Genomic DNA, 20,824 nt, shown 5'->3' on the forward strand with positions numbered 1-20,824 from the left:
CAAATAATTGTTTTCTTTGCCCTCATATTGAAAGGCTTATGTATTATTCAAAAATTACCGGACTGGGGTACTATGTACCCGAAAACATCGTTACCAACCACGATTTGGAAAAATATATGGATACAAGCGATGCTTGGATTCGTGAGCGCAGCGGGATAGAGCAGCGCCGTTTTTTTAAAGAAGGTGAGGATACTGTGGCTACTATGGGAGCCAAGGCCAGCAGCATCGCCCTAGAGCGCGCAGGTATCAGCCCCGAAGAGGTCGATATGATTGTATTTGCTACCCTGAGCCCCGATTATAATTTCCCCGGCTCAGGGGTTTTGTTGCAGCGTTTGCTGCCTTTTCGTGAGATAGCCGCCCTCGACATCCGCACACAGTGTACAGGGTTTATCTACGGATTATCGATTGCAGACCAGTTTATCCGTACGGGGATGTACCGCAATGTGTTGGTGGTAGGCTCAGAGGTACAGTCAAATATTTTTGAGAAAAGTACCCGAGGCCGTGATTTTGCCGTACTCTTTGGCGACGGCGCAGGCGCAGTAGTCGTACAACGTACGGAAGACCCTGAGCACCGTATTTTGTCAACGCACCTTCATTCTGAAGGAAAATATGCCGAAGACCTGATGTTAGAACACCCGGGCAGTCGCCTACAAGATCGCCTCTGGCCTACGATGGTAGAAGAGGGCAAACACCTGCCTGTGATGCGTGGTAGTGCGGTATTCAAACACGCCCTCCAGCGCTTCCCCGAAGCCATCATGGAATCTTTGGAAACCAACAACTATACCTTGGCAGACTTAGACCTGCTCATCCCGCATCAGGCCAACCTACGTATTTCTAAGGGCGTACAGGAGAAGCTCGGCCTGCGCGATGACCAAGTATACAACAACATTCAACGCTATGGCAATACTACTGCCGCAACTATCCCTATTGCCTTGGCCGAACTATGGGAGGCCGACCGCCTCAAAGAAGACCAACTGATTTGTTTGGCGGCTTTTGGTAGTGGCTTTACCTGGGCCTCTGCACTGATTCGCTGGTAGTAAGTTTTTAGCGAAAAAATGAAGCCTTTAGTTGAGGAGCTCCCAGCTAAAGGCTTTTTCTTTTGTGTTCATACTATTATTTTTTACTTAGAAAAATCACATCTTCAGGAGATTTGAAGTGCAATTTGCCGGTGTCATCCCTTACAATGGCCACAACGGTTGAGTCTACAGGATGCTCTCCCCACTCTTCAAAATAGCCTTGTACTTTAGTATACTGTGGCTTTCCTGCCACAATCATCAGCGCCTCAAACTCTACTCTGTTCTGCTGCTGCTCATTCAACGTTTTAGACATTAGGGTGGTATACAATTTAGGTGTGCGAATTATTTCGTTTATGGTATCACAAACGAAAATATGCCCAAAAAGTTACTCCAAAAACACATCATAGTTTCGGTTTATCAGCATGCTAATAGGCGGTGGGTTTATTTTGAATAAAAATAACAGTTTCATTTTCAGGAAATTAGCCTCAAATCTTCTGAGTTATTTTTTATGTTGCTTGCTGCAAAAAACTTGTTTAAACAAATATTTTCCCTAGCTTTGGTACATAACCAGCAAGCACCCCTCTCTCTGTCAAGATAAAGTCCTATTTTGAGACGCAGACTTGTGGAAAATAGCTGTAAGGTATTGTCAAAAAACTAGGCTAAGCCCAAGGATTTTAGCCCTTATCCATTATATTGCAGACAAAACTCTGTTCGCACACAAAAGCACCTGTTACCTATTTGATGAAACATTTATGGCCTATAAGTACTTCTGGATAGCGGCAGTCCTGAGTATAAGTCTAGGATTGTTGTGTTATTGGCCGGCTATCTCTAAGACAGATAGCCGCCATATCGTTGGGGCAACATCGGGTCTAGCCGATGAAGATAAGCGCTGCCTCAACCTCAAGATGAAGCCTATTCACTTAGGGTACTATGTTCGCCCGGGATTTCAGTACAAACAACGCGAGCTAGAAAACTTACGTCTCCCGAGTAAATCTAGTACCAATGGCAAAATTATTGAGGCTCTGCGTTATGAGAATATCAGCGACGCTGTAGAAGCACGCTATTGCTTGCCACCCAAGATAATTTTGGCCATTATGATTCAGGAGACACGCGGCCAAGACTGCCTACCCAACGTAACCGGTAACTACTCTTGGGGAGATGGCGGCTTCGGCCTCTGTCATATTCAGGGAGTTGTTGGCCGAGAGTATGGTCTCAATACTGTTTGTAATGACCACTGTGGCGAAGCTGACTCCAAGTTCAAATGCTATAAACACGCCCGTGAATTGGGAATGGCTATGACCTACCTAGACCAATGTGATATGCGCAAGAGTATCTACCGCGACGACCGCCTCCACCCAATCCTCAATCTCGATGCTGTGGGGCGTATCTTGGCGCGTAAAGGTGGTGACCCCAAGGAGATGGTTTTTCATTTTAGAGGAGGAACTTGGCAGCAAAAAAACGGCTATTGGAAAAACGTAGAACAATTCCGCCTGCAACTCATCAGCTCTTGGCGGCGCGAAAATATCAAACAAGAATTTAACGAACTCAACAAACATATGCTTATCGACGGCGAATATGTAGACAACCCTTACGAAGCATACATCGCCTATCACCAAGCGCAGAATATCAACTACGGCCTGTGGAACTATGTTGCTATGGGCGTGTGCGAAAACTGCTGCCAACGGTAACCCCTCACCCCACACACCTCCCATAACTATGATGAAACTTAATGTCAACCTCATCAAGTCTGTACTGACCATCTATGATGAGCTGCTCAGCAATGGCATCTCCTTGGTATATTTGGGCGAGTTTAGCCAAGACATTACCAAAATGTTTACCTCTATGGCCGAAGAGGATATGGACAAAAACCAAGAAAATCCCTCGGTACGCCGCAAAGTATACCATGTGATGGTCGAAACACTCCAAAATCTGGCCAAACACTCCGACGAAATAGCCGACCAAAACGAAACCGGGCGCGGCCTCTTTATGATTGGCAAGAAAGATGAAAACTACTATATCATCACGTCTAACCGCATTGCGATTGACAAAAAAATAGAGCTGGAGTCTGCCCTGCTACAAGTCAATCAAGCAAGCCCCGAAGAGCTCAAGGAAATGTACCGCAAACAAATAAAAGAAGGCAAACTCTCAGAAAAAGGAGGTGCAGGGCTAGGGCTGATTGATATGGCTCGGAAGGTAGGCGAAAAACTTGACTATCATTTTTTGCCTTATGATGACAACTACTTTTTCTTTGTGCTCAATGTGGTGCTGAACAGCAAGAAACTTTCTGGCAAACACATCTCATCTGCAGAGCACGACAACGACAACGAAACACCTGCTGACGAAGCCCCCACCCAAGCATAACCCAGCGTTCTATGCCTGCCATTACAGACTACTACCAACTATTGGGCCTGAGCCGCAACGCCACCCAAACTCAAATCAAAGAAGCCTACCGAGAGCTGGCCGTAAAGCTACACCCCGACCGCAACCCCGGCAACCCCCACGCCGAAGAACATTTCAAGCAAATAACGGAAGCCTACAACGTATTGAGTAACCCCAAAAAGAGGGCACAGTATGACCAACTACGGCTCACGCGGCGCATGCAAGAAATGGTGGCTACTGGCAATGTAGACTTAGCAGAGACCCTCAAAGATATTTTTGGGGAAAATATCCTGACTAACTTTGTTGATGATCTTGTCAATTATCGTGGAGAAGACATCCGCCAAACACTGCACATCAGCCTCGCAGAAGCCCTTGAAGGCAGCCAACAACGCATCGAAGTCTTAGGCAAGCCGCTGCGCATACAACTCAAACCCGGTATCGCCCACGGGCAAGTACTCAAAATAAAGGGACAAGGGGGGGAAGGCTCCAAACCCGAAAAACGTGGCGACCTCCTGTTGACCATTCACATTAGCCCACAGCCCGGTTTCACACGCCAAGGCAATGACCTTTATACCCATTATACGATAGACCTCTATACCGCCTTGTTGGGCGGCCAAGTGCAAGTACCTTCTTGGAAAGAAGGCTTCGAACACCCCCTGAGCATTCCGGCAGGCATACAGCCCAACACCACCCTGACGCTTCAGGGGCACGGTGCGCCTCTGTATGAGCAGCCTGGCGAGTATGGCAATCTACACATCAATGTCCAAGTAGCCCTTCCCACACAGCTCAGCCCCGAAGCACAAACGCTTGTCCAAAAATTGGCACAAAAAGCCCCAGTGCAGTTTAAAAGTCTGCCTTCTGAAGATACCGCCAAGGCATCCGAGGAATGAATTTACCCCCCAACGCACACAAACCCGTGGGTACGTTTGTTTAAGGGGTAAAAAAATCTATTTTTGTAAAAAAAACCACCCAACTCAAACTTGTATATTCATGAGCGTATTAGTTAATAAGCAATCCAAAGTCATTGTACAAGGCTTTACCGGTACTGAAGGCACCTTCCACGCCGGCCAAATGATAGAGTACGGCACCCAAGTGGTAGGCGGAGTAACGCCGGGCAAAGGTGGTCAAACACACCTCGACCGTCCTGTGTTCAATACTGTAAAAGAAGCAGTAGACCAAGCCGGAGCAGATGTATCGATTATTTTCGTTCCCCCTCCATTTGCTGCTGATGCTATTATGGAAGCTGCCGACGCTGGCATCAAAGTTATTGTCTGCATCACTGAGGGCATCCCTGTCAATGATATGATTGCTGTCAAAGAATACCTTCGCGATAAAGATGCCCGCCTTATTGGCCCTAACTGCCCCGGTGTAATTACCCCCGGTGAGGCCAAGGTAGGAATTATGCCCGGATTTGTATTCAAAAAAGGCAAAATCGGCATCGTTTCTAAATCAGGAACCTTGACTTACGAAGCCGCAGACCAAGTAGTGAAGGCCGGTTTGGGAATCACAACTGCCATCGGTATCGGTGGAGACCCTATCATCGGTACTACTACCAAAGAAGCCGTTGAGATGTTGATGAATGACCCTGAGACCGAAGGCATCATCATGATTGGCGAAATTGGGGGTAACCTCGAAGCCGAAGCCGCCCGCTGGATTCAAGCCAATGGTAACAAAAAGCCAGTGGTTGGTTTTATTGCCGGACAAACCGCCCCCAAAGGCAAACGTATGGGACACGCCGGTGCTATTATTGGTGGCGCTGACGATACGGCAGAGGCCAAAATGCGTATTATGCGTGAGTGTGGCCTACACGTAGTGTCTACCCCAGCCGAAATTGGAACTACAATGATTGAAGCTTTGAAGAAATAAGCCGAAGGAGCATTTCAGTGAACCCAAGATACAAAGCGCTTTCTTGGGGTAGAAGTCACAGAAAAGCCAAAATTAAACCAATAGCTCTCAGCAGATACTGAGGGCTATTGGTTTGTTATTCTCAGACCAAATTTGATTGGGTATGAATCAGAATAGACTTATAGCAAAATCTGTTTTATGGTTCTTCCGAAACTTCGACCCCAACCCTTAGTGATAGGTAGACCTATCACTAAGGGATTTTTTTTCGCTAAGACTCATAGGATTTAGGGGTTAAAGGGACTTGGTTGTTCTCAAGTGTTTTCATTTCCCTAATCATTTTTGATTGGTTGTAATGACCTTAGCCCCACAACCACAGAAGGGTCTATTTTGTGCTCAAGGGTGTTCAGCACCTATATTTCCCAAGCCAATGTTGGTAGGGAGATGCTTAGTTGTTTTGAGTTTTAGGTTTGACTTGCTCATTGATGAGATACACCAACAATCCAGCGCCCACGATGGCCAAGGCCACGAGCGATTCCTTGGTGCGTGTGGTGAAGATGAAGTACATCGTCCAGCCGGTAGCCGCCAAGAAAATCAGCGGTGTTATGGGGTAGCCCCAAGTGCGATAAGGTCGTGGGGCGCTTGGGGTACGCAGACGCATCACAAAAACCCCCAATACGGTAGAGAATGTAAAGATGTCGAGTGTGAAGGCGATGGCGAAGAGCACTTGGTCGAAAGTAGAGGTCAAAATCAATACCGCCGCTACCAAGCTCTGAAACACAATGGCCATAGAGGGAATGCCTTTGGCATTGGTACGCGCCCAAAAACGCAGTAGGTGAAGGTCTTGCCCCATTACTTGCGTAACCCGAGGACCGGCAAACACCATCGCACTGATAGACGAAATCAGGAGCAAAGCAATGACCATCCCCATTACTTGGCTACCCACACCACCCAAGAACATCTGTGCTGATACATAGCCTACTTCGAGTGAGGTACCGAGCTTGGCCTGCTCTGCGCCATATACCGCCGCCGGAACAGTATACAAAAATACAAAGTTGAGCAGCAAATAGGCTATCATCACTGCCAAAGTACCCAAAAATAGTGAGCGAGGTACGTTACGCTGTGGGTTTTCAATCTCAGTAGCCAAGTAGGCCGAGGCATTCCAACCCGAATAGGCAAAAGACACAAAAGCCAATGAAACAGCAAAGCCGCCGCTGAAAATCATACTCCAATCACCAGTAACGGGCAACAGATTGACAGGCTGTGGCTCAGGGGTAAGCAATAGCCCTAGGCCAATAAAAACGATGATAAGTGTTACTTTGACACTGGTAGAAAATATCTGGAAAATACTGCCTAGCTTCAGGTCTGTGGCGTGGATGAGTGTAATCAGTACCAACACACTCAGCGCGACGGCTTGCTCCGGTAAGGCCGGAAATACCGCCGAAACATAACGCCCTAAGGCCATCGCCGAGAGCGCAATAGGTGCGGCAAAGCCTACCCACATCGAAGCCCAACCTGACAAAAAGCCGTAGGCAGGATGATAAATCTTAGACAAAAAATGGTACTCACCGCCTGAGCGGGGCATCATCCCGGCTAGCTCTCCATAGCTCAGCGCACCACAGAGCGCCACTATCCCCCCAACCAACCAAAGCATCAATAGCGGGAACGTATTCGTAACCCCTCCCAGTACTTGGTAGCCCAAACTCGTAAATACACCTGCGCCAATCATATTGGCCACTACTAAAGATACAGCCGTATAAAAACTCACTTTGGCTGTAGAGAGGTTTTGGTTCATTTTGCTCCGTTTTGTTGAATAGTTATACCTTGATTTTCTTGATTTTCAGTACCCACATCTCCAAATCAACTTTGATTGCGTATACAAAAGATAAAGGCGGCTCTAAGGCCGCCACAAGTATACACATTTTATATCAAGATTCACTTGACTTGAGGATTCACAGCGTTTGATTTTCTTGATTTTCAGTGCCCATATTTCTCCGACTAATGCTAACGGAGATATTGCTTTGGCAAATCAGCTTGCCGACAGATTTAGGACAAAGACTGGTTTTCGATAGAGGCCAACTCCAAAATCTTCTGATACTCGTCGGGCTTGAGGTCGTTGAAGAAGTAATATACAGGGTTGACCCACTCGCCATTGTAAAACACCTCGTAGTGTAAGTGAGGAGCAGTGGAGAAACCTGTGTTGCCTACATACCCAATTAACTCGCCGCGCTTTACCTTTTGGCCAGGGCGCACCGCAAAGGCCGACATATGGGCGTAGTAAGTTTCGTATCCATATCCGTGATTGATTTTGACGGCATTGCCATAACCTCCCGAAAACTTGGCCTCTGTGATGGTACCATCGCCGGTAGCATAAATAGGCGTGCCGTGAGGCGCGGCAAAATCAACCCCAGGATGAAACTGTGCCACCTTATAAATGGGGTGCATCCGTACGCCAAAACCAGAGCTGAGGCGTGTTAGTTGTTTGTTGTTGATGGGCTGAATGGCGGGGATAGAGGCCAACATTTTGGATTTGTTTTTGACTAGCATCGAGATTTCATCATAAGATTTGCTCTGTACATACATCTTGCGTTTTAGCTCGTCTATCTTTTGGAAAGTCCCCACGATGAGGTCTTCTTCTTGTAGGCCTTTTTTGAGCAAATCTTCGTAGCGGTTTACGCCACCAGTACCGGCATTGCGCACAGAGGCGGGAATAGGCTCGGCTTCAAAGATAACTCGGTAGATATTATCGTCGCGTTTTTGAAGGGCGGTCAACATTTCGTTGACTTCGGTGAGTTGTTTTTTGATTAGCTTGTAGTGCATCAACAACTCCTCGTTTTTCTTTTTCAACACAATCTCTTGGTCGGTTTTGTAGTATCGGCTGAAGATAAGCGTCATGCCGAGGGCAAAAATCACAGATAAGGTAACAAAGCCTAAAAGGTTGAGGACTATGTCGACCGGGCGAACTTTCACTACTTCATACTTACAGGTCTCTGTGTCGTAGTAATACTTTACTCTTGCCATAAATTGTGAGAATAAATCCAACTTAAAAATTCGACGAGTGTTTGTTTTTTTTCGATTAACCACCTGTCGAAGGGGTTGAGTGAGGTTGTTTAGACCTCCCCCAACATAGCAACGACAAAGTTAATACCTATTATGCTAAAAACCAGAAGAAATTTTACAATATTTTTTAAAACCCCTTCAAAACAGCTGTTTAAGGCTCATTTTACGGTAAAAACCTGAAAACAGCTCAGGTTTTGGCCGCAACTAGGGGGTATGATTTCCCGTTGGTTTCCCCCTGTTTTGGAAGCAAACGTCCTATCAGAAGCACTTGGCATATTGTACGTTTCCTATTTGCGATTCCGAGCTAAAATGCGCATCTTGAGTACTCAAATGACTTTAAAACAACCTACTCGATTTTTATGAAAGCATTTTTGTGTAAACAATGGGGCACTCCCGACGACCTCGTATTGGAAGACATCAGCGCCCCCGAGCCTAAGCCGGGCGAGGTGCGTGTGGCTATCAAAGCCGTGGGCATCAATTATCCTGATGTACTGATGATTGCGGGTAAATACCAAGCAAAGCCTCCCTTTCCGTTTATTCCTTGTGGCGAAGTAGCCGGTGTAGTAGAGGCTGTAGGCGAAGGGGTTACTCACTTGAAGCCCGGGGCAAGGGTAATTGCGCTTTGCGAAACAGGCGGGCTGGCCGAGTTGGTCTGCACGCCGGCGATGATGGCCTTGCCCATCCCCGACAGCATGAGCTTTGAAGAAGCGGCTGCCTTTACAATCGTCTACGGGACGGCACACGTGGCGCTCAAACACCGTGGAAATATCAAGGCCAAAGACACACTCCTCGTTCACGGAGCGGGCGGCGGCGTTGGCTTGGCGGCCATCGACATTGCTCGGCACCTTGGGGCTACAGTCATCGCTACGGCCAGCACTGCCGAAAAACTGGCCGCCGCCAAAGAAAAAGGCGCTGCCCACTTGATTAATTATGTCGAAACTGACTTTGTAGAACAGACCAAGGCCATTACCCAAGGCCGTGGGGTAGACCTTGTGTTTGACCCCGTAGGTGGCGATGTGTTCGACAAATCGCTCAAGGTCATTGCTTGGGAAGGCCGCCTGCTGGTCATCGGTTTTGCCGGAGGCCGCATCCCCGAAGTGCCTACCAACTTGCTGCTGCTCAAAAACGCGGCTGCCGTGGGAGTGTTCTGGGGAGCCTACAGCAAACGCAACCCGCAGGTATTGCTCGGCTCGCTGATGGAACTGCTGCAATGGTACCAACAAGGGCATATCAAGCCACACGTCTCGCAGGCGCTGCCCTTAGCCCAAGCCCCTGAGGCACTCAAGGTGTTGGCCAACCGCCAAGCCATCGGAAAGGTGGTCGTAACTATCTGATGAATATACCTAATCAAAATTAGTTTGGAAAAATACATCTATTGAAAATCCTTGATAATCAAGAAAATCAAATCTTGTGAATCTTGGTATAAATTATTGTCAAATAACAGAGAGCACCTTTGTCGGCCCTCTCCTTACTCCTACTTCTCGAACCCTATGTCTACCCAAAGTCTTATTTCCCTCAACAAGAACCAGGTCCTACGTGAAGATTTTCGCGTCAGTACCAACTATTTTGAGAGCGATTTGCCCTTGCGGCATTTTCTCCAAACCCGCACCTCTGCCGAAGGCTATGCCCATATGCAGCCTAAGCTACAAGCCTTGGGCGAGGCAGCAGCTGGTGAGATGAACCCCCTTTCGCTCACCGCCGACAAGCAAGGCCCAGTGTTGGTGAAGCGCGATTTTTATGGCCGCGATACCAACGAGATTCAGTTTCATCCGGCCTATGACGCACTCAAGCGCATCGCCGTAGACTCGGATATGTTTCGGGTTAAGTGGGAGCCATCTTTGCGAGAGCGCTTTGCTCCTGAGCTGCACCGGCTGGGCTTTTCTACCGGTTTTCTGTATGCCATGAGCGAGAGCGGCCTCTACTGCCCCTTGTGTATGACCGATGGCGTGGCGCGGCTCATCGACCGCTACTGCAGCACGGAGGACAAGGCGCGGCTGCTGCCCCGTATCTACACCGACAAGGTCGAAGCGCTTTTTACAGGGGCGATGTTCCTGACCGAAAAAGCTGGCGGCTCGGATGTGGGAGCCAATATTGTCCGTGCTACCCCACACCAAGGCGACTACTACCTCCTCAATGGTGAAAAATGGTTTTGTAGCAATGCCAATGCCGAAATCATTTTTGCCCTCGCCCGCCCCGAAGGTGCAGCAGAAGGCACACGTGGTCTCGGTATTTTTTTGGTAGAAAAACAAAAACCTGACGGCAGCAAGAACGAGATGAACATCATCCGCCTCAAGGACAAACTAGGCGTACGCTCTATGGCCAGTGCAGAGTGTATCTTGACAGACACTTGGGGCAAGCTCATAGGTGAGGAGGGGCAAGGGTTCAAGATTATGACAGATATGATTAACCTCTCACGCCTCTACAACGCCGTAGCCGCCATGGGGGGCAGTCGGCGTGCGCTCATAGAAGTGTATCAGTTTTTGAAATACCGTACTACTTTTGGTAAGTCTGCGCTCGAACACGCCCTCATTCGCGAAAAAATGGCCGAACTAGGGACACTCCACCTGATGCAGTTTTACCTTACTTGGCGCGCCATTGAGGCGCTCGATGCTGCCGACAACGGCCACGAACAGGAGGCCGAACTCATCAGGCTGCTGACACCCATGGTCAAAAAATCGACCGCAGAGCACAGCGTGTATAGCATCAGAGAGTCGATGGAGCTGATGGGCGGCATCGGCTATATCGAAGATGGCGTGATGCCCAAACTCATGCGCGATGCGATGGTACTGCCCATTTGGGAGGGAGCAGGCAATATTATGACCTTGGATATGCTGCGGGCTTCGCTCAAATCGAATGGCTTTGGGGTAATGTGCGCCGAAATTGCCGCCTTGTTGCCCAAGGCCGGAGTACACGAAGCCGTTTTAGCTGCCCAACTACAGGAAATTCAGGCTGTGGCCAAGGAACTGTTCCGCCAGCCTCAGGAAATCATCGAGACAACAGCCAAGCCCCTGTTTGAGCGCTTGACCAAGCTCTATGCTGTGGTGGCGATGCTGCGTTATGAAGACAGCCAGAGCAGTGTTTGGATACGCATTGCCCTTGAAGAAGCCGTAACGCGTTATTTTACCCCCTCCAGCCTACAACCCAAAGCTCCCCGCTCAGTAGCAGAGATTGATACGCTGATTGGATGGGAGTTTTAAATATCAAGTTGAGTCATCCCAAATTATTGGGATGACTGCGCCTTGAAACGCTTGTTTAGACTTTCACCTTGGCACTCAACACAACTGATTTTGTACTGTTACTCAGTAAAAAGCGTAAGCGTTACGCATAACCTACTTAAACAAGCACTTAGCATTTTACAACAAAGTTGCGTTTCTTTTCAACTTGGTATGCTACCTGTATTTTTTTTCCAACAAGTTGGTAGGTGGGCAAGGTTGTCAAATCCAGTGTTTCGGCATTGAGGATGGCCAAGGTGCGTTGCTTTTCGCCAATCCGCCCTAGGACGATGGCTTTTTCAGGCTGCCCATTGCGGTTAAACAAAAGGCTGTAAGCCTCTACTTGCATTTCGCCGGTATATTCAGCTTGGGCACTCATCCAGGCCGAGGCATCAATTTGGTTTTGAGCCTCGATGTCAGTTTGTGGGTCATAGTTTTCCCAGGCTTGTAGCCCGGGTTTTTTGCCATACACCCCTATGGCGTGTTTGGTAACAAACCAACCCAATGCCGTAACCATCACCTGTTGGTGTGTGCCCTGTTGTAGTCGCTCTACGGCTGTGGCGATTGCGTGTAGGGAGTAGTTATTTCCCGGCCCTCCAAAATAGGCCAAGCTACCTGTGAGACTGAGCGGGCGTGGATCGTCTATCGTGAGTCCGATGGCTTTTAGGGCTATCTGCACGGCAGAGGGAAAACAACTATAAAGGTCAAAAGCATCGATGTCTTCGAGACGGCTTCCGGCTTGTTGGAGCGCCTGTTGGGCTGCATAGGCAATCGCCGGCGATTCAGCCAAATTGGGGCGTGCGCTTACCTCCCATACATCATTGGCTGCTGCTCCTCCTCTAAGATATACCCATTGAGCCTCATCAATGCCTAGTTGGCGCGCCAGCCCTACCGTAGTCATTACCACAGCGGCGGCCTGGTCGGTATTGATATTGGCAGTGAGCCGTTTGGTATAGGGGTAGGCGATGTAGCGGTTGTCGTCGCTAGGGCTGACAATCTGCTCAGGGCTATAGCGCTCCTGTGTCCAAGCATACGGATTTTGGGCGGCTACTTCTGAAAATCGGGCATACAGCGCCCCTATTTTGGCGATATCATAGCCTGGTTCAGCCTCTAGTGCGGTCTCAAAAAGGGGATACATATTGGTAGGCAAATAGAGGTCGTAGCTGTTTTCTAGCTCTGTGGAGCCGAGCCGCTGTGAGCCGTTGATGTATTCGGGAGCGGCTTTGGCCGGCCAATCCAGCTTTAGCCCGCTGCGCATAGCCTTAGAATAGCCATACATAGCCTCTGCGCCTGTAATGAGCACAGCCTTGGCCTTGCCCTGAGCCAAGGCAAGGGCAGCTTGGTTGACCAGATACTGCGGGGTGTTGCCTCCTATTTCGGAGTATACAAAAGCGCTGGGCTGTAGTGCGAGCTGCTCGGCTAGGGCTCGGGGTGCATCTTTGTAGGTATACGAAAAAACATTGACTACCTGAAGGCTGTCAATTTGCGAGCTGATGCTCTTGGGTAAGGTGTCTAAAGCCTGACGAGCGGCTTTTTCCATCAATGCTAAGGGATGTTGGGGCATTTCGCCTGTAGTGAAGCGCTGTACCAATTGGGCAGCCGCGACCAGAATGGGGGTGTTGTTATTCATAAGACCCAAAGTAGTGTTAGTTTACGTTGATGGGCAAAAATAATAATTTCCTTGTTGTTTGGCTTATCAGGTTGGGTGAGTTAGCGGATCAACAACTTGTAATAATGCTCAAAAAACACGTTCTTGTGCAAAAATCATAGGATTTATACACAGCCAGATTCGTGTATAAACCCTTAGAGTTTGTCTAAATTTTCAGCGCGGCACTCAAAACAGCTGATTTTTGTGCGGATACTAGGCAAAAAGCGCAGGCCTTATGTTCAGCCCACGATTTTAATCGTGGGAGGGCTACATCGAGCATTTTTAACGAAGTAGCAGCTAAAAAGCGGCGTTTTGGTGTCGATGAAGAGAATTTTAGACAAGCTCTTATACCTAACAATACTGCTAAACAAATTATGAAGATTGGAATTATCCGCGAGGGCAAGGTTCCGCCCGACAGCCGTGTAGCCTTACTGCCCCATCATTGTCAACAACTACAATCGTACTACCCACAGTGTCAAATTGTGGTGCAGCCTTCTACTATTCGTTGTATCTCGGATGAAGCCTATCAACAAGCAGGGGTTTTGTTACAAGAAGACCTGAGTGACTGTGAGGTGTTGTTTGGGGTCAAAGAAGTACCTATTCCGCAGCTATTACCCCAAAAGACCTATCTCTTTTTTTCGCATACCATTAAGGCACAAGCACACAACAGGGCTTTGCTACAGGCCATACTGCGGCAAGGGGTACGCCTGATTGATTATGAATGCCTGACCGACGAATCAGGGCAACGGGTAGTTGCTTTTGGTCGTTTTGCGGGTATTGTAGGAGCTTATAATGCACTTTGGGCTTATGGCCAACGCAGCCGACGCTACCAACTTAGGCGCGCCCACGAATGTATCGATTATGCAGATCTCCAAACAGAGTACACCAAACTACGCCTACCTAATCTCAAAATAGCCCTCACCGGAGCAGGAAAAGTAGCCAATGGGGCTATCGAAGTATTGCGTGCAGCGGGTATTCGACAGGTGTCGGTGGCGGAGTATTGCGGGCAAACTTTCCAAGAGCCGGTGTTTGTACAATTGCGCTCTTCGGATTATTATCAACCCAAAAAACCGGGGCTGGGGGCTGATTTCTATACCCAGCCGCAGTTGTTTATGCCTGCTTTTGAGCGTTTTTGGTCACAGACTGACCTGCTGATCAGTGCGCATTTCTGGCATCCTCAAGCCGCCCCGCTTTTTAGTTGGACAGATACCCGCCGAGGGGACTTTCGCATCCGGCTTATTGCCGACATTACCTGTGATGTAGATGGTTCTATCCCTACTACCTTGCGTACTTCTAGCATTGCTGCCCCGCTATATGACGTGGACTTGAGCACGGCTATGGAGGCAGCGCCTTGTAGCGATGACAAACACCTGACGGTCATGGCGATTGACAATCTCCCCAGCGAGTTGCCGCTCGATGCTTCGGATATGTTTGGAACACAGCTGTGCCAACACGTCATGCCTGCCCTTATTCAAGAGCAAGATACGCCGATGCTGCGCCGCGCCACCATCGCTGCCCAAGGCCAACTCACGCCTGCTTTTGACTATTTACAGGCTTATGTTGATGGTTTTGAGACTGCATAAGGCTGCGTCTTTACCGCCCCTGATTTTTTGGTTATCTTTGCCTCATACTTTGTAGAATGAATGTTATGCGTGCAATTTTGAACCTTTTGTCAGGGGGGGTATGGTTTTGTTTATGGATTGGTTGGGCGGGGCAAGTGCCATTACAAGCACAGGCACTTGACGATAGCTCCTTGCCTGCTGTATGGCCTCAGTACAGCCCTGAGCCAGTGTTACCCGCTGTTCAAAAAAGCATCTGGGAGGCTTCCCAGATTGGCGAAATTCCTTTACCCGATGGGTTTGAACGGGTAGCCGTTGATGAGGCTAGTTTTGCACACTATCTGCGGCATTTCAGACTCAAGCCCGATACCACGATTTACCTCCACAATGGCCAACGCAAACCCGATCAAAGCTTTGGTTTTAGGGTCTTGGATATTGATGTGGGCAGTCAGAACTTGCAACAGTGTGCCGATGCTGTCATCCGTTTGCGCGCCGAATACCTCTATCAAAGCCAAGCACACGACCAGATTCGCTTCAACTTTACCAATGGCCAACCGGCCGTCTACCAACAATGGCGCGAAGGTTACCGTGCTTATGAGCAACGGGGACAAATTGTATGGCGTAAAGAGGTTGACTATGACGGCTCATATCCCAACTTTAGAAAATATTTGGACTTGGTTTTTTATTATGCCGGTACCTTCTCCTTAGAGCGTGAGCTGATAACAGTGCCGCTTGGTGCGCCACCACAAATAGGCGATGTACTCATTCGTGGCGGCTTTCCCGGGCACGCGATGCTCTTGGTTGATTTGGCCCAAAACCCCCAAACAGGGGAGTATATTTTCTTGCTAATGCAGAGTGCCCGCCCCGCACAGGATATGCACCTCGTGCGCAACCGAAACACCCCCACGCTCAGCCCTTGGTATAGCCTCACAGAGTTGAATCCAAAAATACAGATTGAAGAATGGACGTTTGACCGCAGTAACCTGAAGCGCTTTGCCGGGGAGTAGCTCCAAGAGGATGTTTTGAGGCGCTTGCCTGATAAATGTAGCCCTACTGTTGGCAATGCACTGATTTTCTGCGTAATTTGCCGCCCATTCTATCCGCTGTTGCCGCCTAGCAGCCTCGAACTGTCTCAATATCTTATGGAATCACCGAACACCGGAATGCCTATCGACGGCTTCCCTCCACACTATAAAGCAGGGTTTATCAGCATTGTGGGCAAGCCCAATGTAGGCAAATCTACCCTGATGAACCAGCTCGTTGGCGAGCGCCTTTCTATCATTACCCCCAAGGCCCAAACTACCCGCCATCGAATTATGGGCATTATCAGCGGAGATGAGTATCAGCTGGTATACTCTGATACGCCGGGCATTATAGAACCCAAATACGCGCTCCACGAGTCGATGATGGAGTTTGTCAGTAGTGCTTTAGAAGATGCTGATGTGGTCTTGTTTGTGGTAGATCCTGAAGACAGCCCCGAGGGTAATGTGGTTGTCGAGCGCCTACAAGGCATCAGCACACCCATCTTGGTGTTGCTCAATAAGATAGATTTGCTCGACCAAGAAAAGCTAGAAATCAAGGCCGCACAGTGGCAAGCCGCTTTTCCTAGTGCGCCGGTGTTGCCTTTATCTGCGCTCAATGGCTTCGGTACAGAAGTAGTGATGGGGCAAATATTGGCCCGCATCCCTGAGCACCCGCCGTTTTTCCCTCCTGATGAGTTGAGTGACAAAACCGAGCGCTTCTTTGCTTCTGAAATTATTCGGGAGAAAATTTTTGAACTCTATCAACAAGAAATCCCCTACAGCTGCGAGGTAGTGGTAGCTGCTTTCAAAGAAGAGCCAGACATTATCCGCATCCATAGCGAAATATGGGTAGAGCGCGACAGCCAAAAGGGAATCTTGATTGGCAAAAAAGGAGAAGCGCTCAAGCAGGTCGGTATCCGCGCACGCAAAAGCTTGGAAGCTTTTTTTGGCAAACAGATATTTCTGGAGCTATATGTGAAGGTAGAGCCAGACTGGCGGCGTAAGAAAACTACGCTGAAGCGTTTGGGCTACTAGGGTTACTGTGGTCGGTATCGCTGGCAGAAGGGGCTTCGGGGGGCTTGATAATATCAAAGGGCAGCAGTTGCTGAGCCTTGTAGATGGGTGCTCGGAAATTGATTACATCAAAGAGCAATGTCCCCAAAAGCACCATCAGCGGAAAGTAGTAGGCATTGTACAAAAACTTAGAAAACAAAAAAGCGCCCAAAATCCCGCCCGATAAAAACCCGCCCACAATGCTAAACTGCAAGATGAGCTTGGAGCCAATGCTCTTGTCGCGGTGTACGAAGCGCTTGGCCAGATTGATTCCCATATCGGTGAACAACCCCGTCAAGTGTGTCGTACGTACGACTGCGCCCGAAAGCGTTGTAACCATGGCGTTCTGAAGCCCCATCGCAAAAAGCAGGCTTCCGGCTAGGAGCTGTACAATGGCGGGGCTATAATGGTTGTAGTGTAGGTAGCCTCCGTAGGTAGCTATAAATAATAAAATAGCCATTTCAATGACCAGAGAAGGGGTATGCGCATAACGTTGGTAGCGTTTACTCATTGCTTCGATGATGACAGTATTGGTAAATGCGCCCAACACAAACAAGAGCAACAACAAGATTTTCAGCTCTACCAACTCCCATTCTCTAGCCACCAAGTGGTTGGAGAGCAAGGCGGCGTGCCCGGTTACGTTGGTGGTCAGCTCTTGGAATGCAAACCAACTAGCAGAATTGACAGCTCCGGCAGCCAACGACAGCAAGGACGCTAGGCTAAGATTGTGTGAAAGGCTACGGTCTTTTCCTCTGGAGTCAAATAATCCCACGGTGTTTGTCTAGTTTTATCGCCTAATCTTTGGCTTAATGGTGTGTGTGTTGTTATGAAAACCAAAACCATACCGTTTTGGCTCCCTACCCAATCCTAAACCCGCTAAAATAATATAGTGAGCATCCTCCAATTACAAAAATAGACGCTTACAGCAATGCTACAAGCGTCTATGAAACCTAACTAATCAAAAACTTACAATTATGAAAACCTGATTTAAAAACTCGACAAGTCAGGAAAATGTTTGGGTGTTTAAACATTTTTTTTCCAATCCTCCAGTTCTACACATACTTGAGTGTAGATTTGGGCAATGGCTTCGAGTCTTTCGCTCAGAAAAGCAAGGTCTGGCGGGGTTTGGCGATAACCTTCTATTTCGCTGAGCAATTCGTTGGCTTGGTGTACCCCAATGGTATGGAAAAGCGGGCGGGCCTTGTGTGCCTGCTTGCGGAGTTGCTCAAAGTGTTCTTGGCTCAGGCTCTGGCGCATTGCTTCAATGGCCTGTGGCGCATTTTCTATAAAAATACGGCTGATTTCCTCACACAGCTCTTGGCTTCCGTCAGTAAGGTCATTGAGATATTCAAAATCCACATATCGGACACTGCCTTGGCTTGGTGAAGCCACAAGCTCTTTCCCGTTGAGCCCCTGCGCATTGCCGGTCAGCGGCAGGTGAATGAGCGTATCTATCAGTTTGTTTTTGAGTTCTTCTACGTGAAAAGGTTTTTTGATAAAACCATTCATCCCTGATTGCAGGGCTCTGCGGACTGTTTCCTCGTCGGAGGCTGCTGACATGGCCAAGATAGAAGTAGTTTGGGGCAGCAGTTGCTCAGTACGAATTTGTTGGGCTACTTCGTATCCGTTCATTATCGGTAGTTGGATATCGAGCAACACCAAGTCATAAGCCTCTTGCTGGATGCTATCGGCTACGGCAGCGCCGGTATCGACCAAGTCGACCACTATCCCCCATTTGCTCAACAGTTTGTTGATGATTTTTTGGTTCATCACATTGTCTTCTGCAACCAAGATTCGTCTACCTTGGAGCACCTCGGGGTTGCGTTTTGGGGGTAGCTCTGCTTCTCCAGCCACACCGCCCGGGGCGATTTCAAAAGGCAATTTGACCGTAAACACGCTACCTATTCCTTCGCGGCTTTGGACGTGAATACTGCCGTTTTGGCGCTCTATCAGGGCTTTGGTAATGCCTAGGCCTAGCCCACTACCGCCATAACGCTTAAAAATATCGGGTGAGGCTTGGGTGAAATAATCAAATATGCGGCTGATTTTATCTTCGGGAATACCAATGCCGGTGTCTGCTATTTTGAACACTACTTCAGCTTGGGTATCAGTTTTGGAATCAAGGCGGACATCGACCTTGACGTGTCCGTCTTTGGTAAATTTGAGTGCATTGCCAATCAGGTTGAACAAAATCTGAATCAGCCTAGCCGAGTCGCCCACGAGATGATGCGGCACTTGTGGGTCTATCTGAATCAGTAGGTCATTGCGGTTTTCGCGGGCTTTGAGCATAAAGCCGTGTTTGAGGCGCTTGAAGAGGTGTGGCAAATCAAATACTACTTGCGAAAACTTGAACTTACCCGAGTCAAGACTGCTGAAGTCAAGCAAATCTTGGATAAGCGTTACCAAGTTGTTGGCCGAAAAGAGAATAGACTGTAAAAACTCTACGTGTTCGGGGTTTTGTTCTTCGGAGAGCATCAACTCTGTCAGCCCCATAATGGCTTGAAGAGGCGTGCGTATTTCATGCCCCACAATAGAGATAAAGCGCTCTTTTTCGGCGATAGATTCTTCGATGGTCTGTTTGGCACGCCGTAGCTCATACTCTACTGTACGTCGGCTGGTGATGTCTCGGGCCAACATTTGAAAATAAGGCTGCTTGTCGGCATCATAGGTGAGGTGGGCGCTTTGGCCTAGCCATACAGTCCGGCGCTTTTCTTTGTGATAAAAGGGCAACTCTATGTAGGTATTGCTGCGGCCTTGTTGGAGTTGCTCTTTATAAAATCCTTGGATAAAAAGCAGGTAATCTTCGCGCAAGAGCGTAAAGATATTCTCTACCCCGAGAAACTCCTCTTCTTGGTAGCCGAGTATTTTCTGAATAGCCGGATTGGTATAGGTACAGCGTCCTTGTACATCTACTTTGTAGATAAGGTCGCTGGCATTTTCGACCAACAGGCGGTAGCGCTCTTCGTTTTGGCGTAGTTGCTCTAGGGTGTGCTCTTGCTCGGTAATGTCCCAAAAAGTAACTAGGTTTACGAGCGCATCGCCGTAGCGATAGGGTCGTAGGCTGGCCTCAACATATTTTTTGGCAGCGCCTCCGTGTTTGATTTCGAGGGCGATATACTTTTGATTGTCTTTCCGGTAGATGCGGCGTTGGCGTTGAGCGGTTTTGGGGCTGATAAGTTGGCCTATAGGGCGTGTCACCAGGGCATCCTTGCTGTAGCCAGTGATATGTTCGGCGGCTTGATTGAGGGTCAAGATTTTCCCTTGTTGGTCGTAGAGCAGGATACCTTCTTGAGCAATCTCAAAAAGGTCTTGAGCGGCCTCGTATGTTTGTTCGGGGGCGATGCTCAGCCCTAGGGTATAGCCGATAATCTGTAGATAAGTGATGGAAGTGTCTTTGGATACATAGATAGGGCTACATTCCCAGCGGCGCACGCGATTGTCGGGCAGGGTTTCGAGCCATACCAATGTGCCTTTGTGGCGGCGCATCCAGCGGGGGAGCAGTCGTGCTCCTTTGCGCCAAAGAGGGTTGGCTGCTAGGCGCGCCAAGGGTTTGCCCTCCCAAGCTTCGGCAGGCTGCCCCAGATAGCCGGCCAAGGCGCTATTTAGCCCCAACACAAGCCCTTGCTCGCTGAGTAAGGCCCAGCAGGTATCCTCAGCCACACTTGACTGTGCCAAGAGCTCATACACACCTTGCCACCACACCTCAGCGCTAGGAGCGCTCTCTAGTGGTTGGGCAACCAAATAGCGCTCCATAGTGTTGGCAAGCTGGCGTGTTTGCTGCTTGGTTTTTTCCAAGTAAAAAGGGCTAAACCGGCTATCTGTCATAGGAATTATCCAAACTCATCTAATAATTTTTCTAAGCGCAAAGGGTGTTAATTTTTTTTAACAGAAACTTGAAAACATTTTTTAGTTTCCCTAGTTCCTTTTGATATCTTTGTGCGTTCTTATCGCAAATGTGTGTGAAACCACTTGTTTGTTCTTAGCAAAGATTGTACGTAAAACGCAAAATATAGTAGATAGTTTTAGGGGAAAG

At 48.6% G+C, this 20,824-nt stretch carries 16 protein-coding genes; 10 read left to right on the top strand and 6 right to left on the bottom strand.

Features of this window, described 5'->3' with window-relative positions; genetic code table 11:
* Positions 1–38 precede the first annotated feature (38 nt).
* Positions 39–1,037, top strand: a complete 999-nt coding sequence (locus G499_RS0104180; protein WP_026998908.1) for a 3-oxoacyl-ACP synthase III family protein — start codon at positions 39–41, stop codon at positions 1,035–1,037.
* A 76-nt stretch (positions 1,038–1,113) separates the two neighbouring features.
* Here G499_RS0104180 and G499_RS0104185 read toward each other — a convergent pair whose 3' ends face one another.
* Positions 1,114–1,329, bottom strand: a complete 216-nt coding sequence (locus G499_RS0104185) for a hypothetical protein (RefSeq protein WP_026998909.1) — start codon at positions 1,327–1,329, stop codon at positions 1,114–1,116.
* A 439-nt stretch (positions 1,330–1,768) separates the two neighbouring features.
* Here G499_RS0104185 and G499_RS0104190 point away from each other — a divergent pair, with 439 nt between their 5' ends.
* From G499_RS0104190 to sucD, 4 genes are all read left to right on the top strand, one after another.
* Entirely contained in the window at positions 1,769–2,704 is a 936-nt protein-coding gene (locus G499_RS0104190; RefSeq protein WP_026998910.1) for a lysozyme family protein, read from the top strand.
* Positions 2,705–2,732: 28 nt separating this feature from the next.
* Positions 2,733–3,377: a SiaB family protein kinase gene (locus tag G499_RS18675; protein ID WP_245576648.1), complete on the top strand. Its 645-nt coding sequence runs from the start codon at positions 2,733–2,735 to the stop codon at positions 3,375–3,377.
* Between the two features lie 11 nt (positions 3,378–3,388).
* Positions 3,389–4,285, top strand: coding sequence for a DnaJ C-terminal domain-containing protein (locus G499_RS18680; RefSeq protein WP_051295898.1), 897 nt, complete (start codon positions 3,389–3,391; stop codon positions 4,283–4,285).
* 100 nt (positions 4,286–4,385) lie between these two features.
* Positions 4,386–5,261: a succinate--CoA ligase subunit alpha gene (gene sucD, locus G499_RS0104205; protein WP_026998911.1), complete on the top strand. Its 876-nt coding sequence runs from the start codon at positions 4,386–4,388 to the stop codon at positions 5,259–5,261.
* A 424-nt stretch (positions 5,262–5,685) separates the two neighbouring features.
* On the opposite strand, the gene G499_RS0104210 is transcribed toward sucD, so the two are convergent.
* A complete protein-coding gene (locus tag G499_RS0104210; protein ID WP_026998912.1) occupies positions 5,686–7,032 on the bottom strand; it encodes an APC family permease in 1,347 nt (448 codons plus the stop codon).
* A 251-nt stretch (positions 7,033–7,283) separates the two neighbouring features.
* On the bottom strand, positions 7,284–8,258 hold the full coding sequence (locus tag G499_RS0104215) for a peptidoglycan DD-metalloendopeptidase family protein (protein ID WP_026998913.1): 975 nt from the start codon (positions 8,256–8,258) through the stop codon (positions 7,284–7,286).
* A gap of 398 nt (positions 8,259–8,656) precedes the next feature.
* Between G499_RS0104215 and G499_RS0104220 the strand changes: the two genes are divergently transcribed.
* Positions 8,657–9,631, top strand: coding sequence for an NADPH:quinone oxidoreductase family protein (locus tag G499_RS0104220; protein WP_026998914.1), 975 nt, complete (start codon positions 8,657–8,659; stop codon positions 9,629–9,631).
* A gap of 156 nt (positions 9,632–9,787) precedes the next feature.
* Complete coding sequence (locus G499_RS18685) at positions 9,788–11,494, top strand: acyl-CoA dehydrogenase family protein (RefSeq protein ID WP_051295899.1); 1,707 nt, start codon at positions 9,788–9,790, stop codon at positions 11,492–11,494.
* A gap of 148 nt (positions 11,495–11,642) precedes the next feature.
* Here G499_RS18685 and G499_RS18690 read toward each other — a convergent pair whose 3' ends face one another.
* Positions 11,643–13,139, bottom strand: coding sequence for a thiolase C-terminal domain-containing protein (locus G499_RS18690; RefSeq protein WP_051295900.1), 1,497 nt, complete (start codon positions 13,137–13,139; stop codon positions 11,643–11,645).
* Positions 13,140–13,531: 392 nt separating this feature from the next.
* Here G499_RS18690 and G499_RS0104240 point away from each other — a divergent pair, with 392 nt between their 5' ends.
* From G499_RS0104240 to era, 3 genes are all read left to right on the top strand, one after another.
* Positions 13,532–14,740 (top strand): NAD(P)-dependent oxidoreductase, encoded by a 1,209-nt coding sequence (locus G499_RS0104240; RefSeq protein ID WP_026998915.1) that lies wholly within the window; start codon positions 13,532–13,534, stop codon positions 14,738–14,740.
* A 65-nt stretch (positions 14,741–14,805) separates the two neighbouring features.
* Positions 14,806–15,723 carry a DUF4846 domain-containing protein gene (locus G499_RS0104245; RefSeq protein ID WP_081413659.1) on the top strand — a complete coding sequence of 306 codons (918 nt, stop codon included), beginning with the start codon at positions 14,806–14,808 and terminating at the stop codon, positions 15,721–15,723.
* 135 nt (positions 15,724–15,858) lie between these two features.
* Positions 15,859–16,773, top strand: coding sequence for a GTPase Era (gene era / locus G499_RS0104250; RefSeq protein WP_051295901.1), 915 nt, complete (start codon positions 15,859–15,861; stop codon positions 16,771–16,773).
* Here the strand turns inward: era and G499_RS18695 are convergent.
* A complete protein-coding gene (locus G499_RS18695) occupies positions 16,748–17,563 on the bottom strand; it encodes a YoaK family protein (protein ID WP_081413636.1) in 816 nt (271 codons plus the stop codon). The two genes, era and G499_RS18695, sit on opposite strands and share 26 nt — an antisense overlap.
* 251 nt (positions 17,564–17,814) lie before the next feature.
* Positions 17,815–20,616, bottom strand: a complete 2,802-nt coding sequence (locus G499_RS0104260) for a PAS domain-containing hybrid sensor histidine kinase/response regulator (RefSeq protein WP_026998918.1) — start codon at positions 20,614–20,616, stop codon at positions 17,815–17,817.
* Positions 20,617–20,824: the final 208 nt, after the last annotated feature.

It is taken from the genome of Eisenibacter elegans DSM 3317 (assembly GCF_000430505.1).
Lineage (GTDB): Bacteria > Bacteroidota > Bacteroidia > Cytophagales > Microscillaceae > Eisenibacter > Eisenibacter elegans.